The 15,145-nt window shown below is 62.4% G+C and carries 14 protein-coding genes; all 14 read left to right on the top strand.

The annotated features are described in order from the left end of the window. Nucleotides 1-308 precede the first annotated feature (308 nt). Nucleotides 309-1,514 (top strand): phage tail tube protein, encoded by a 1,206-nt coding sequence (locus AC54AG_RS10050; RefSeq protein ID WP_072453204.1) that lies wholly within the window; start codon nucleotides 309-311, stop codon nucleotides 1,512-1,514. A gap of 80 nt (nucleotides 1,515-1,594) precedes the next feature. Next, entirely contained in the window at nucleotides 1,595-2,038 is a 444-nt protein-coding gene (locus AC54AG_RS10045) for a hypothetical protein (RefSeq protein WP_331776187.1), read from the top strand. After that, nucleotides 1,981-2,382, top strand: a complete 402-nt coding sequence (locus AC54AG_RS10040) for a phage tail assembly chaperone (RefSeq protein ID WP_496630386.1) — start codon at nucleotides 1,981-1,983, stop codon at nucleotides 2,380-2,382. The genes AC54AG_RS10045 and AC54AG_RS10040 overlap by 58 nt, the downstream gene beginning before the upstream one ends. A gap of 51 nt (nucleotides 2,383-2,433) precedes the next feature. After that, nucleotides 2,434-5,613 carry a hypothetical protein gene (locus tag AC54AG_RS10035; protein WP_496630218.1) on the top strand — a complete coding sequence of 1,060 codons (3,180 nt, stop codon included), beginning with the start codon at nucleotides 2,434-2,436 and terminating at the stop codon, nucleotides 5,611-5,613. After that, nucleotides 5,610-7,079 (top strand): hypothetical protein, encoded by a 1,470-nt coding sequence (locus tag AC54AG_RS10030; RefSeq protein WP_496630216.1) that lies wholly within the window; start codon nucleotides 5,610-5,612, stop codon nucleotides 7,077-7,079. The genes AC54AG_RS10035 and AC54AG_RS10030 overlap by 4 nt, the downstream gene beginning before the upstream one ends. Then, a complete protein-coding gene (locus AC54AG_RS10025; RefSeq protein ID WP_496630215.1) occupies nucleotides 7,076-8,557 on the top strand; it encodes a hypothetical protein in 1,482 nt (493 codons plus the stop codon). Before AC54AG_RS10030 ends, AC54AG_RS10025 begins: the two co-directional genes overlap by 4 nt. Next, entirely contained in the window at nucleotides 8,557-9,045 is a 489-nt protein-coding gene (locus tag AC54AG_RS10020) for a DUF4376 domain-containing protein (RefSeq protein WP_456130587.1), read from the top strand. The genes AC54AG_RS10025 and AC54AG_RS10020 overlap by 1 nt, the downstream gene beginning before the upstream one ends. Beyond that, nucleotides 9,042-9,872, top strand: coding sequence for a hypothetical protein (locus tag AC54AG_RS10015; protein WP_496630214.1), 831 nt, complete (start codon nucleotides 9,042-9,044; stop codon nucleotides 9,870-9,872). The genes AC54AG_RS10020 and AC54AG_RS10015 overlap by 4 nt, the downstream gene beginning before the upstream one ends. Further along, entirely contained in the window at nucleotides 9,872-11,452 is a 1,581-nt protein-coding gene (locus AC54AG_RS10010) for a tail fiber domain-containing protein (RefSeq protein WP_456130589.1), read from the top strand. The genes AC54AG_RS10015 and AC54AG_RS10010 overlap by 1 nt, the downstream gene beginning before the upstream one ends. A gap of 174 nt (nucleotides 11,453-11,626) precedes the next feature. After that, nucleotides 11,627-12,055 carry a hypothetical protein gene (locus tag AC54AG_RS10005; protein ID WP_331776196.1) on the top strand — a complete coding sequence of 143 codons (429 nt, stop codon included), beginning with the start codon at nucleotides 11,627-11,629 and terminating at the stop codon, nucleotides 12,053-12,055. Between the two features lie 14 nt (nucleotides 12,056-12,069). Then, nucleotides 12,070-12,567: a glycoside hydrolase family 19 protein gene (locus AC54AG_RS10000; protein ID WP_456130590.1), complete on the top strand. Its 498-nt coding sequence runs from the start codon at nucleotides 12,070-12,072 to the stop codon at nucleotides 12,565-12,567. Beyond that, a complete protein-coding gene (locus AC54AG_RS09995) occupies nucleotides 12,564-12,890 on the top strand; it encodes a hypothetical protein (protein ID WP_456130591.1) in 327 nt (108 codons plus the stop codon). The genes AC54AG_RS10000 and AC54AG_RS09995 overlap by 4 nt, the downstream gene beginning before the upstream one ends. A 68-nt stretch (nucleotides 12,891-12,958) precedes the next feature. Continuing rightward, nucleotides 12,959-13,183, top strand: a complete 225-nt coding sequence (locus tag AC54AG_RS09990; RefSeq protein WP_496630213.1) for a hypothetical protein — start codon at nucleotides 12,959-12,961, stop codon at nucleotides 13,181-13,183. Between the two features lie 461 nt (nucleotides 13,184-13,644). After that, the gene (locus AC54AG_RS09985) at nucleotides 13,645-15,144 is read left to right on the top strand and encodes a nucleobase:cation symporter-2 family protein (RefSeq protein WP_496630211.1); all 1,500 of its coding nucleotides are present in this window, start codon (nucleotides 13,645-13,647) and stop codon (nucleotides 15,142-15,144) included. The last annotated feature ends 1 nt before the right edge of the window (nucleotide 15,145 follow it).

The raw sequence follows: 15,145 nt of genomic DNA, 5'->3' as shown, positions 1-15,145 counted from the left end.
CACTGAAAAAAACGCCCCTACAATAGAGTCTCGATCACGCAGCAACAGAAACACCGGCAATACCGCATTACACCACATGCTTCTCCACTCGTAATAGACGCGCTTTCGGCGCGACACCGATAGGGGAAATCAGCGCAGCGAACGGCCTTCATGGCCCCTTCGCCCAACATCCATCCGGCATGGCCCCATGCCATCCGGACGCCAGCCCGCCGCCTTACCGCGCGCGGGCTTTTTCGTTTTATCTCCCATTTTTCAGTTTCTCCCACAAGACCGCCCCGGCGGTTTTCATCCCACGAAAGGTATTACTTATGGCACTGACAGCAAACGGCATCGACAGCGTGATCGTAATCAGCAAACAAAGCGCCGAAGGCAGCAAGGCCGCCGCCGGCGGCGGCCAGATTTATCCCCGCGTGACGGCCACCTTCGACACGGAGGCGGACAAATACGCGAGCGCCGAAATCGACGCTAGCCAGCAGCAGGGCGATACCCGCCTGGGCAACTTCCGCACCACGGGCGCCATCAAGGCCGAAGCTGCGTGCGGCACGTATGCGCCGCTGATGGCCGCGCTGCTGCGCCGCGACTTCACGGCGGGCGGCGTGGCTGCCGCGCAAACGACCATCGCCGCTGCCGCCTCCGGCCTGACCCGCAGCGCCGGTTCCTGGCTGGCCGAAGGCTTCCGCGCCGGCAGCGTCGTGCGCATCACCGGCATGACGGCACCGGCGGCCGCCAACAACGCGAAGAACTTCTTCGTCACGTCGGTGACAGCTACCAACCTGAATGGCCAGTTCATGGACGGCTCGGCCATGATCGTCAAGGCGGCCGGCGACTCGGTCGGCGTGGCGGCCATCGGCAAGCGCAGCTTCACCCCGTTGACCGGCCATACCACGGACTGGTTCACGGCCGAAGTGCAGGACCCGAACATCGGCGTGCACCGCAGCTTCGTCGACCAATTGGTCAGCAAGATGGATATCGCCGTGCAGCCGAACGGCATCACCAGCCTGGACTTCACCCTGATGGGCAAGTCGGAAGGCCCGACCACGGCCGTGCCGCATTTCGCCACGCCGCTGGCCGCGCCGGGCACGGGCAAATTCTCCGGCGCCACGGCCATGCTGTCGGTGAACGGCATCCCGTCGCAGATCTGCACCGGCATGTCCGTCTCGCTCGACGGCCAGGTCAAGGTCGACCCGGTGATCGGCTCGAAGTACGCCACGGCAGCCTCGCGCGGCAAGGTGATGGGTTCGGGCCAGTTCACGGTGCTGCTGCAGGACGCCACCTACCTCGACTACTTCAAGTCCGAGACGGAAATCCCGCTGGCCTACGCCATGGCGTCGGGCACGGCGCCGGCAGCCGACGTGCTGGCGCTGGCCATGGGCCGCATCAAGATCACCTCGGCCAAGATCGACGACGGCGAGAAAAACAAGATCGTCACCTGCGCCTTCGACGTCCTGCGCTACAAGGGCACGGACGCGCAGCACGAAGCGACCACCCTGACCATCCAGGACAGCGCGCTGTAAGCAGCCAGCGCCTGCACCGGGGCCGCCGCGATGGCGGCCTTTTTTTTATATTTTTCTACTTCATCCAGAAAGCATCACACATGAACAACGCGCAAAAAATCCAGGCAGGTTTCGACATCGGCAATATCCACGCGGCGGTCACGCCCGTCACCTTCGACGTGCCCGTCATCTTCGATGCGGACGGCGAAGCGGTGGCCGGCCTGACCATCGTCGGCAAGAATAGCGACCAATACCGCGTCGCCAACAACGCCGTGCGCGCCGAAGGCTACAAGAAATCGGCACGCCGCAAGACGGCCATCGACGCGTCCACCGACGAAGGCGCGGAACTGCTGGTGCAAGCCATCGACGGCAACCAGAAGCGCCTGGCACTAGCCGTGGTCACGGGCTGGTACGGCTTCACCAGCAACGGCGCACCCGTGCCGCTCGATCCGGCGCTGCTGGAAGCGGCCTTTGAAAAGTACCCGACCTGGCAGGAAAAGGTCACGACCGCGCTGGAAAACGAGTCGAATTTTTTGAAACTCTGACGGCCAGCCTGCTGCGCTACGCCGGGCACCAGTTCGAGCGCGGCGCGCGCGCGGCCGATGGCCATGCCAAGGGCGAGCATATCGATGCCGCCCGGCGCCATCCGCTGTACCGCGCGCCACCCGAGGAGGCGACGCCGCCGATGCCGTTCGAGCTGGCCCACGTGTGGGAATGGTTCGCACAATTGAACCGCAAGCGGCAGAACGGCATGGCCGTCAACCCCATCGCCAGCACGGAAATCCTCGCCTGGCAGGCGCGCCACGCCATCGCCATCGAGCCGTTCGAGCACCAGCTGCTCGACCAGCTCGACGCGCTGTTCCTGTCGCATCAGCATGCGGCGGGCTGACCCGCATTTTCCAACCCGGCCGCCATGCGCGGCCTTTTTTAGGGGCCAAACATGCCAGAGATAACAGAATTAAAACTTGTCATCGACTTGACGAAGGCAACGGACACGGTGCAAGTGCTGAAAGCAATCAGCGAGGCCAGCCTGGCCGCGGCCGAAGGCCTGAAAGTCGTCAATACGGAGGCGGAATCGTCGGCGTTGTTGCTGCGCGCCCAGGCGGAGCAGGCACGCGATGCCACCGCCGCCGCAAAGGCCCTTGGGGCATCGAATGCGGGCGAAGCGAAGTCGCTGGCCGATGCCAGCAAGGTGGTCAACGGTCTGGGTAATGCCTATACGCGGCTGGCGGCTTTCCGCGCCGCAGGTAGCCCCGCCACAGCCGGCGCAGGCGCCAAATATGGCGCTTTTGCGTTTGAAGAGCAGCGCCAGGACAAGCTGGACACCGCAGGCAAAGAGGCTGCCGATGCCAAGGCAAAGGCGTCACCGGAGGCGCCCACGCGCAAATATAGCGAGGCGGAGTGGAAGGAGGCAGGTGAATTTGCCGGTCAATTGGCGACAAAACTGGAGAAGGCCTTTGGCAATGTCGGCGGCACCATCGGCAAAATGACCACTGCCTTGCTGGGATTCGGGAAGGCGCAGGACGATATCGATTTTACCTTTGCCAAGGAAGTGAAGGAGGACCCGTCCGAAAAAGGGCAGGAAAAGGCACAGGAAAACAAGAAAAAGGCCACGGTCAAGCAGTATCACGACATGGCGACCGCCGCGAAGGGCTTTTTCAAAGAAAAGTCGGCCGGCTATGAACTCATGGAAAAGGTGGAAAAAGGCTTCCGCGCCTATGAATTCGCCATGAATACGAAGTCGCTGTTTGAAAAACTGACGAGTATCACCCTTGTGACGACGGCAAAAACTGCCGCGACGACGGCGGAAGTCGCAGGCGCGGCGGCATCGGTCGGACCGGTAACCGCCGCGGAAACGGCCAAGTCCAGCGCGTATGGCGTGTCGGCGCTGGCATCGGCTTTGGCGGCGCCGTTTCCTGCCAATATCGGCGCATTTGCCATGGTGGCCGGCATGCTGCTAGCAATCGGCGTTGCCGTTTCTGGCGGCGGTGGCGGTGCCGATACCACCGCCAAGGACCGGCAGGCTGCAACAGGCACCGGCACGGTGCTTGGTGATTCATCCGCGAAATCGGCGTCGATCGCAAACAGCCTGGAAATCATGGAGAAAAACTCCGGCCTGGGCCTCGCGTATTCCTCGTCGATGGTGGTCTCGCTCAAGCAGATCGTCTCGGGCATCGGTGGCTTGGGCAGCTTGCTGGTGCGTTCGGACATCCTGACGTCCGCGCTGGGCACCAAAGGCAGTTCCAGCGGCGGCGTCATTGGCAATGTCGTCAGCAGCATCTTTGGCGGCAAGACCACGGTGCAGGATGTGGGGATAGTCACCAACTCGTCGAGCCTGGGCGACCTTGATACTAAGCGCTTCAACGTGAATTCCTATGTCGATCTCAAGAAGTCCGGCGGCTGGTTTTCCAGCGACAAGAAGTCCACGAATCTCACGGCCATGGGGACGGAAACGAATGACCAGTTTACGAAAATCGTGCTTGGTCTGCGCACGAGTATCGTCTCTGCGGCCGACTTGCTGGGTGTCGGTGGCGATGCCTTCACCGCGCGCTTGAATTCCTTCGTCGTCAGCCTGGGCAAGATCAGCCTGAAGGACTTGAAGGGCGAGGAAGTGCAAAAGGCCCTGGAAGCGGCCTTTTCGAAGCTGGGTGACGACATGGCGAAGTTCGGCGTTGGGGGGCTGGAAAAATACCAGGCCGTGGGCGAGGGCTATCTGGAAACCTTGGCGCGTGTGGCCAACAACTACATGCAGGTGTCGGATGTGCTGGCCGTGCTGGGCAAGTCGTTCAACAGCTCCGGTCTTTCCGCCGTGGCGCTGAGCGAAAGCCTGATTCAAGCGGCGGGCGACCTCGATACCCTGACCAGCGGCACCAGCTTCTTCGTGCAGAATTTCCTGACCGAGGCCGAGCAGATGGACCCGGTCACCAAGTCGGTGCGTAGCGCCATGGCGGCGCTGGGACAGTCCGGCGTGACGACGAGCGAGCAATTCAAGGCGCTGGTGCTGGCGCAGGACTTGAACACGGCTGCTGGTCAGAACATGTACGTGCAGCTGCTTGCCATCGCCGAACCGTTCAAGAAGGCGGCCGATTATGCGGCCGACCTCACCGCCGCCACCGGTGAACTGGCCGAAGTGAACAAGACGGCCAGCGACATCGCCAGCGAACGCAAGGACATGCAGCAGCAGTTGAACGAACTGACGAAAACAGAAGCGCAGTTGCTGGCTGCCCAGCGCGCCGGCGTCGCCGATGCCAATCGCGGATTATTCGACCAGATCCAGGCCGTCAAGGCGGTGACCAGCGCGAAGGATGCGCTGGCCAAAGCCTACGAGACGGAATCCGTGGCGGCCAAGTCGGCGCTGGAGAAGTCGAAATCGTGGGTGACGACCTTGAATGGCCTGAATTCCAGCATGGCGCTGGGCGCACAGTCGACGCTGACGCCGGAGCAAAAATATGCCGAAGCGCGGGCGCAGTTCGAGAAAACCCTGGCTGCCGCGAATGCGGGCGACACGACGGCGCAATCGGGGCTGTCGGCCGCCGAACAGGCGTTTCTGACGGCATCGCAAGTGGTCAACGCCTCCGACGCCCGTTATGCGGCGGACTATGCCCGCGTGGTGGAAGCGAACAAGGAAGCGTTGAAATGGGCAGCCGCGCAGGTCGACGTGCAGCAGGCCAGCCTGGATGCGCTCAATGCCCAGGTGTCGGGCCTGATCACCATTAACGACAGCGTGCTGACGGTGGCGCAGGCCATCGCAGGTCTGCGGGCGGCGATGGGCGGTGCGGCGGACCTGGGCGTGCAACTCGGTAATCCTCCCGTGGTCGCAGCACTGGCCGCGATGACTTCTCCCGTGACAGCGGCGGTCTTCGACCCCGTGCGCTACTCGTCGGCTGCGAACGTCGGCTCCGAGGTGCTGGTGGCCGAAATCCGCGGCCTGCGCGAGGACAACCAGGCCATGCGCGTGGAATTGGAAGGCTTGCGTGCCGACCAGCGGGCGCAAACGGGTGCCACCATCCAGGCCACCTTTGAATCGAACGCCAACGCCGCCAGGACGGTGGTCGATGGCGTGGACAAATCGTCCCGGGCATCCGCCTGGGCCAATGCAGTGAAAGGAGAATACGCATGACCGATGCGCAATTTCAGGAATGGCTGCAAAGCCCGTCGGCTATCCGCATGGTGCTGATCGAGGCGCAAGTGAATGTGGGAGGCAGCGAGGTGACGCGGTATATCGCTTCGCGGCCCTATGTCACCGGGCCGCGCGAAGTACCGGCCAATACCGCGTACCAGCCGCTGGCCAAGGGCGGCCTGGCCTTCACGGAACAGGTCAGCCTGTCCGGCGAGGCGGGCCTGTCGGGCGGCGATATCGAACTCGATAACGCCGATGGCGCGCTCGATGGCTGGCTGGGAGACGTGTGGATGAACCGGCCGGTCAAGGCCTGGGCCGGCGATCCTTCCTGGCCGCGTGCCGACTTCCAGCTGGTCTTCGACGGCATCATCGCCGACGTGGCCAGTGCAGGACGCGAGTCGGTCAATCTGGTCCTGCGCGACAAGCTGCAGCGCCTGAATACGCCGATCTCCGAAGCGAAGCTGGGTGGCACGACGCCGAACAAGGACGCCATCTTGCCGATTCCGTTCGGCGAATGTCACAACGTGGCGCCCTTGCTGACCAACCCCGCCACCTTGGAATACGGGTTTCTCGGCACGGTCGAAGCGACGTTCGAAGTGCGCACCAACGGCAAGCCGATCGCCGTGGCCTTGAATGACCTGGCGGGCCGCTTCAACCTGACCACCGACCCGTTTTCCACCACGATCACGGCCAGCGTGCAGGGCGACAAGGGCGGCGGCTATGCGCCGCGCATCGCGCCGCTGGTGCAGCGCATTGCCACCGCCTACGGCAAGGCGGCCGACCGTTTTACCGAGGCCGATCTGGATCTGGCCAACCTGGCCGCTTTCGATGCGTCTCACCCGCAGCCGGTGGGGCTGTACGTTGCGGACCGTACGAACCAGGCGCAGGCCATCCAGCAATTGGCGGCCAGCGTGGGCGCCCAGGCGATCATGTCGCGCACCGGCCAGCTGCGCCTGGTGCAGATCGCCTTGCCTGCCGCTGGCGTGCCGCTGGCGATCGGCCCGGAGCAGATGCGCGAACGTTCGCTGCGCCCCGCGCAGCGCCTGCCGGTGACTGCCGCCGTGAAGATCGGCTTCGACCGGAACTACACGCTGCAGGCAGGCCTGACGACCAGCATTCCGCCCGCGCATGCGGATTTGTATACCACGGAATGGCTGACGGATACGGTCATCGACGCGGCGGTACGCACGCGTTACCGCCTCTCCGACGACCCGGTGCAGATCGATACGTGCCTGAAGACGCGGGCTGACGCCCGCGCGGAAGCGCTGCGGCGCCTGGCCCTGAACAAGGTGCCGCGCACCATTTATGAATTCGATGGAGAACCCGAGATGATGATGCTGGAATTGGGGCAGCCCGTGCAACTGCGCGCTGAACGCTTTGGCTTGCAGGACGGCGTGCCGGGCGTGGTGGTGCTGCTGTCGCGCTTCTGGCTGACGGGCAGAGTGACGGTGGGGGTGCTCGTATGAGCGCGATTATGGGGGAACGCGACAGGCTGATCATGAATACCGTGCCGCGCTTCGCGCCGGCCAACGACCGCGTGCTGCTGCTCGCTGCCACGGCGCAGGCGTTCAAGGTGGCCGCCACCACGCTTGCCGCGCCGGCAAGCATCGACTTTACGGCAGGCTTGGTGAATATGCAGGGGCAGGTGGCGTTTTCTGCCAGTAACGCCAGCGTGCTGACGCGCGTCGGCAACGTGGCCACGCTGGCGTATGCCGGCATGGTGGGCGATAGCGTCACGGTCACGGCCACGATTGTAGTCGATAGCCTCACTTACACGGCCAGCCAGACGGTCAGCAAGGTTTTTGACGGCGTGACGGGCAATTCTTCGCGCGTCGCCTACAGCAGGACAGGCCTGGCGTCGCTGGGGAGCACGCCGGCGACCATCAGCTCGCAGGGCGATGCATCCTTTCCGCCAATTAACACCTGGGGGGCCGGCACGGTGTGGGAAGGTTCGCCACAGGCATTCGGTGCCGGAGAATCGCTGTACCGGTCCGATGGAATTTTTAATCCGGCCAGTGGCACTACCAAGTGGGCGGCGCCGTATTTGAATGCACTCAAGGTGGGGCAGCTGAGCGCAATCAGTGCCGACCTTGGCAAGGTCACGGCGGGCGACATTTACAGCGCGACAGTGCACGGCGGTACTGGCTATCCCAGCAGTGCCTATGCATGGCCAAGCAACGGCGGTAGCGGTTTCCACTTGAGCGAGAGCGGATTGCTGTTTGGTAATCCTGCACTGGGAAAGTATATGCAGATCGATGCGGCAGGCAATATCTATGCGCCTGGCTTTTCCATCGTCAATGGCCACGCAGTTTTCAGCGGCAAGCTGGACAGTGTCAAGGGTACGTTCTCGGGAGAGTTGATAGCGGCAAAGGGCAGCTTTTCTGGTGTCCTCGATGCCGCCAAGGGAAAATTTTCCGGTGAGTTGGATGCTGTGAAAGGTACATTTTCTGGCGACCTTTCATCTGCGCGTGTGTCCGTCGGCACTGCAACTGAGGCAACGGCGTTTTTCGAGCCGGACTATCCGTCGGTATCGCTGCAGTCGTCCGCAGCCGGTGTATTCATCGTCGGCGAATCGTCTAATTCAGCGTCTGTATTTACGTCTCCCGAGGTTCTGTTCAAGCATAACGCGCCAGGGTGGCCTGCCGAGCGCCGCATTCGCTCCGGTTTTGTATTTTTCTCGATCATTTGTACTGCGGTGGTGGATGACCAGTTGAGCATCTGGTACCGCGTCAATGACGGGGCGTGGTTGTGGATGAGTGGTGTCCAGGAGCGGCAGGACGGCGATGCCCCTGCCGCAACGGTCTACGGACTTACCTTGAACATCAACGTGGGTGACACCGTCCAGTTCGGAGTTTCCGGCACCAATGCTGACCTTGGCGCAGCGAATATGGGCAAGCTTTATGTTAAACAATGTCAGGCGATTGTGATCGCAAGGAATTTTTAATGGAAACAATCGTTATCAACAGTGATGGCACTCAGACTAACGAACGCACAGGAAAGACGTTGCCACCCCGGCCTGGCGCGCATCACATCTACGACGCTGGTGCCGATTTGTGGATAGACACCAAAACGTTGGAGGGCACCAGGACATCTACCTGGGTACGCATCAAGCTGGCACGCGAGGCAGCCGAGCTTTCTGATTTTACATGCGCCGGATTGCGGTACCAGGCCGACAAGGCACGCATCACCGGTGCAGCGCATGTAGCCTTGTTGGCGCAAGCGGCAGGCCTGCCATATAGCATTGATTGGACGTTATCCGATAACACGACGGTGGCGCTTGATGCCGCCGGCATGATCGCTGTTGGTGCCGCATTGGTCGCACAGGTCTCGGGTGCGTTCGTCATCGCGCGTGGCTTGCGCGAACTGATCGCAACGGCGGAGACCATCGGACAGCTTGAGGCTATTGTTTGGCCAGTAGAGGTAGTGAAATGAACAATTTGCGCATCATCCACGACAATGTCGGCGACCGCGCGGCCTTGAGCGCATCCAGCCAGGCCGGAACCTTGGGACCCGCCAACTTACAGCGCGAAGACAAGTCCTCGGTGCTCCGTTCAGTTGGCACTCAGTTGAGCATTACGGCGACCTGGCCAACGCCGGAGATCATCGGCGGCGTGGCCCTGCCATTTTGCAACCTGACGCCGACGGCGACGATTCGCGTTCGCGGCTACGTCGAGCCAGGGGACGCCGTGTCCGATTTCGATACCGGCACCGTGCCGGCATGCGAGTACGCGCGCCTGGGCATGTGGAACTGGGGTGCGCTGCCGCTGGGGGTGAATGCCTTCAGCTATGGTGGTACAACCTACGGCCGCTGCTGGTTCCAGATGCGCAGTGTCAAGAAACTGGTAATCGACCTGGTCGATCCGGACAACCCTGCCGGCTACATCGAGGCAGCGCGCCTGGTGGCCGGCGCCTGGTGGAGTCCCGAGCAGAACGCATCTTACGGCGCCGGCGTCACGCCAGGCGATACCAGCAACCAATACCGCAATGGCGCCGGCGAGCAGAAGGTCGAGCGCGGTGCGTTGTACCGAAAACTGTCGATTTCGCTTGACCACATGACGCCACTGGACCGGGCCGAGCTGTGGCGCATCGTGCGCGGGAATGGCCTGTCGCACCCGCTACTCGTCAGCCTGTTTCCAGACAGCGAAGACGTCGAGCTCGAGCAGACTCATCAGGTGTATGGGCGTCTGGCCAACCTGGCTGCCATCACCACGCCGTATTACCAAACATATGCCACCACCATTGAAGTCGAGGAGCTGTAATGACTGATGTTTTTAAATATGGCCAACAGGATCTGATCTATCAGCTCAACCAGTTGGCCAAGGCGAAGGATATCGTCGATATCCCGCATAATTCCGCGGCGGCGGCCGCGAGTGCTGCTGCCTCTGCAGCTGCAGCGGCTGCGGCTGCGGAGTCGGACGGCACTGCCGCCACCGCTGCGTCAAAGGCTGCGGCTGCGCTCAAATCGCTCGATGCGCGCTATCTCGGCGCTAAGACGCTGCCGCCGGACGTTGACAATAATGGCGATGCGCTGCTGGCCGGCGCGACCTACTGGGACACGGTGCTGAACAGCGGCTGCCTGCGCGTATTCCAGGCTGGCACCTGGGTAACGATTCCAGCCAACTTGGCGTCGCAGATAAGCAGCACGCCGGCGGGCGGGATCGTTGCGACGGACGTGCAGGCGGCGCTGGCCGAATTGGATGCCAAAAAAGCGGCTCGCGCGATGACGCTGGCTGGCTATGGCATTACTGACGCCCTGCCGGGCTCATATGTGCCGACCTGGGGCAGCATTACTGGTAAACCACAGTTTGCGGCGGTGGCCACGTCAGGCAGCAAGGCCGATGTTGGCCTGGATAGCGTGGACAATACAAGCGACGCGAGTAAGCCAGTCAGCACGGCCACCGCCAGCGCTTTAGCAGGCAAGGCTTCGCTTTCAGGCGCTACATTTACAGGGGCTGTCAACGGCATAACAAAGACGATGGTGGGAATGGGCAGCGTGGACAACACCAGCGATACCGCTAAACCTGTGAGTACCCTGCAACAGGCCGCCCTCAACTCCAAGGTGAATATAGCAAATCCGACCACCACTGGCACTTGGTCCCATACCGGCGGGCCGCTATCGTTGAGTTCAGGCGCCTCTGCCTGGGGGGTATTCAGATCCGACATTGTCGGGAACTCCTACATGGCCTTTATAAAAGGGGGCAGCTCATTGCAAATCGGATATCTCGGCTCAGATGGGGGGGCATTGGTAATTGGAGGCACCGGTGAAAATTTTGTGCTCCGCGGCACGAGCCATTTGATTTTAGCATCGGACGGCGGGGTAGTTCGCCCGCGCGTTGACGACGCACACAATCTTGGCTTATCCAATTATCGCTGGGGGAACTCCTATTTTTCGGTCGCTCCAACCATCACATCAGACGCACGTGAAAAAGATATGTTTCGTGCGCTCGAAGCCGTAGAGATTGCTGCGGCCGCCGACATCGCACGGGCGATTAGAGTATATCGCTGGAAAACCGCAATAGCGATAAAGGGTGGCGGCGCCCGCGAACATATCGGGCCGACCGTCCAGGCCGCGATAAAGATCATGGAATCTCACGGCCTCGACCCGTTCAATTACGGATTCATCTGCTACGACTCGTGGAAGGGTGAAACCATCGAGCATGCAGCCATAGAGGCGACAGACGACAGGGAAATGCAGGCAGCATGGACAGAAACGATTCCCGCCAGCGACCGCTACGCATTTCGCTATGACGAGTTGAATCAATTTATCGCGGCAGGATTGGAGGCCCGCCAGACCGCGATCGAAGCCCGGCTCGCTGCTCTAGAAAGCGCAGTTCCGTAATTCCACGTCGTTGACTTACAGAAATTAAGCCGCCTCCGGGCGGCTTTTTCATTTCCAATCGCTTTCACAAATACTGTCTCACCTTCCCTAGAAATGAGACAGCCATGCTTGGACTGTCGGCATCAGATATTCCTCCGCAGCTACAAACTCACACCCACCACCTGAAAGGCAACCATGGCCCTCGAAACCACCGCCGCCGGCGGCGCATTGATCAAACTGTTTGGCGTGCCCGTGCTGGCCGGCGCCGCCGCCACATCGCTGGGCTTCATGTTCATGTGGCCCCGATCCACCAAGGAGGCATTTATTCGTTTTTGTTCCAGCATCATCATTTCCACCTTTCTCGGCCCTGTGCTCGTGGCCGTCGTGCTGTCGTGGTGGCCCAGCCTGTTCGACAGCGCGAAGACCGTGGCGGGTTTGTATGGCGGCGACCCGTCCACGGGGTTTTTATTCATCGCCGCCCCAGTGATGGTGGCGGCCGGCTTGCCTGCCTGGTGGGTGCTGGGCGCCTGCGTGCGCTGGTTCGACAAGCGGCGCGGCAAGGATATCGGCGAACTGGCGGCTGACGCGGCCGCTGCCGTCAAGGATGTGCGGGGCATGCTGTGACAGGCGCCCAATTGATGCAGATCATGCCGCTGGCAGGCCGCCGCGCTACGCTGTTCCTGGCGCCCCTGAACGCGGCGATGGCTGAGTTCAGCATCGATACGCCGCTGCGCCAGGCGGCGTTCCTGGCGCAAGTGGGCCACGAATCGGGCCAACTGCGTTATGTGCGCGAGCTGGCCAGCGGCGCGGCGTATGAAGGACGGGCGGATTTGGGCAATGTGATTGCTGGTGATGGCGTGCGTTTCAAGGGGCGCGGCTTGTTGCAGGTGACGGGGCGCGCCAACTATGCGGCGTGCGGCGTGGCGCTGGGCCTGGATTTGCTGGCGGCGCCGCAACTGCTGGAGCAGACGTTTTTCGCTTGCCGCTCGGCGGGCTGGTTCTGGCAATCGCGCGGCTTGAACCGTCTGGCCGACGCGGGCGACCAGGAAAGGGTAACGCGCCGTGTCAACGGCGGCGTGAACGGCCTGGCCGAGCGTCTGGCCTTGTACCAGGCAGCGCGCAAGGTGCTGTCATGAAGCCGTCGTTGAGCATCGTGGCCATGCTGCTGTTGCTGGGAGCTGCCGTATTTTGCGCCCAGCGCTGGGGCCGCGAAGCGGGCCGTGCCGCGTGTGCGGCGCAAGTGCTGGAGGTGCAAGCCGTGTTGCAGCGCCAGAGCCAGGCGCTCAATGCAATGCGCGAGGATGGCGCCCGCCGGTCGGCGAAGGTACGGCAGGCGCTGGCCACGGCGCAGGCCGGGCAGGCAGACGCGCAAGCGGCTGCGGCGCGCATCTTGACGCTGCAGCCCGAAGGCGACGCCTGCCGTGCCGCCGAAGCGCTGATCGCCAGCGAAATGCCATGAGGCCGCCGCGCGAACGTGCTGTAAGGCCTGCAGGCGGCCTCGCCAGCAGGCTAGCTACTTTATTGCTGGTGAGCTTGTTGACCGGCTGCGCGGCCTGGGCGCCGGCATCGCAGGTGGAAGCTTGGCCCGTGAGCGCGCCGTGCGTAGCCACGCGCCCCGTCGCGCCCGCTTTGCCAGCGGTGCCATCGCACGGCATCTTTGAGCAAGTGCAAGCCTTGCTGGCGCGCGAGCAATTGCGCGCCGCCCATATGCGCCAGCTGGAAGCGCTGCTCGATGCCTGCTCAGGCGGCTAACAATGCCTGGCAATGTCTGATAAAACCGTGGCGGGCGGAAGGAAGGCTCAACGCCCAGCGTGCCCAAGAAGCGCAGCTCTACGAGGTATGGGGCCTCCGAGGCGATGAGCATCTCAGGCCACAAATTGCGGTGGGTAACAGGTTTTGACTGGCGTTCCAGGCAGCAGTCATCATTCATCAGCGGCCTCCCAGCGCCGCCGCCTTCTGGTGCAGGTGCGGCGCGGCATGCGAGAAAACGGTGCATCCACCGTATCATTAGCCGATCTCTGCTGATTTTCGGCACAATTCCTGTATACAATCTACCTGGCACGAAGCGTGCATGGCTACCTTGGTCGTCCCATTCCAAGGAGCTTCGCATGCATCATCTGCCACCAGTGTGTTCCTGTCGTCCCGTTTCTGTCTTGCTTTTCCCTTTCACCTGCACCCATCCGGGCCGCGGTAACCCAGGAAGTGGAGCGTAAATGGCCTCTCCCCGTCTGAAATCCATCCACCGCAGCGTGCCCGGCAGTACGCCTGCCGCGCAATCGCCCATCGATGAAATCCTGCCAGCTGGCAAACTGTTTACCTTGGGCTTGCAGCACGTGCTCGTCATGTATGCGGGCGCCATCGCCGTACCGCTGATCGTCGGGCGCGCCCTCAAGCTACCGCCCGAGCAGGTGGCGGCGCTGATCAGTGCCGACCTGTTCTGCTGCGGTCTCGTGACCCTGATCCAGTCCCTGGGCATAGGCAAGCATTTCGGCATCCGCCTGCCCGTCATGATGGGCGTCACCTTTGCCGCCGTCAGTCCCATGCTGGCCATGGCGAACAATCCGGCCCTGGGCATCACCGGTATCTTTGGCGCCGTGATCGGCGCCGGCGTCGTCTCGATGCTGATCGCGCCCTTCATCAGTCGATTGCTGGCGCTGTTTCCGCCCGTGGTTACCGGCAGCATCATCGCCGTGATCGGCGTGTCGCTGATGCGCGTGGGCGTGAACTGGGCCATGGGCGGGCCGCCCGCCATGGCGCAGATCGCCGATCCCGCCTTTCTCAAGATGGCCTCCACCGCCACGGCGGCTGGCCTGCCCGCGCCAGCCGGTCCCGTGCCCATGATCGCCAACCCCGGCTATGGCGCGCTGGACAACATGGGCATCGCCTTCTTCGTGCTGGCCGTCATCTTGTTGGTGGCTAAGTATGGCCGCGGTTTCCTGTCGAATATCGCCGTATTGATCGGCATCATCGCCGGCACGGCCCTGTCGTTTGCGCTGGGCAAGGCCGATTTCGCCAAGGTGGCCAGCGCCAAGGCTTTTGCCGTCGTCACGCCGTTTCAGTTTGGCATGCCGACTTTCGACGTGGTGGCCATCGTCACCATGAGCCTGGTGATGATCGTCGTCATGATCGAGTCCCTGGGCATGTTTTTGGCCTTGGGCGAGATGACTGGCAAGCGCATCGAGCAGGCCGACATCAGCCGCGGCTTGCGCGTCGATGGCCTGGGCACCTTGATCGGCGGTATCTTCAATACTTTCCCGTACACCTCGTTCTCGCAAAACGTGGGCCTGGTGGGCGTGACGGGCGTGCGCAGCCGCTGGGTCTGCGTGGCGGCCGGCGTCATCCTGCTCGTCATGGGTGTGATACCGAAGGTTGCGCAGACGGCCGAAGCCGTGCCGGCGTTCGTGCTAGGCGGGGCGGGGCTGGTAATGTTCGGCATGGTTGCCGCCACGGGCATCCGCATCCTGGCCGGCGTCGACTACAAGAGCAACCGCAACAACCTGTTCATCGTAGCCCTGTCGATCGGCTTCGGCATGCTGCCGCTGGTGGCGGAACAGTACGCGCAGCACATGCCGAAAGCCCTGTCGCCGCTGCTGCACAGCGGCATCCTGCTGGCCGCCATCGTTGCCGTGCTGCTCAATCTGTTCTTCAATGGATTGGTGTCGCAGGAAAAGGCGCAGGAGCAGGCGCGCGAGAACAGCCATGGCGGCGATTGAG

The sequence above is a fragment of the Janthinobacterium sp. BCJ23 genome (genome assembly GCF_059617945.1).
The sequence above is the reverse complement of the archived record's forward strand: the minus strand, read 5'-3'. Positions and strand labels throughout refer to the sequence as shown.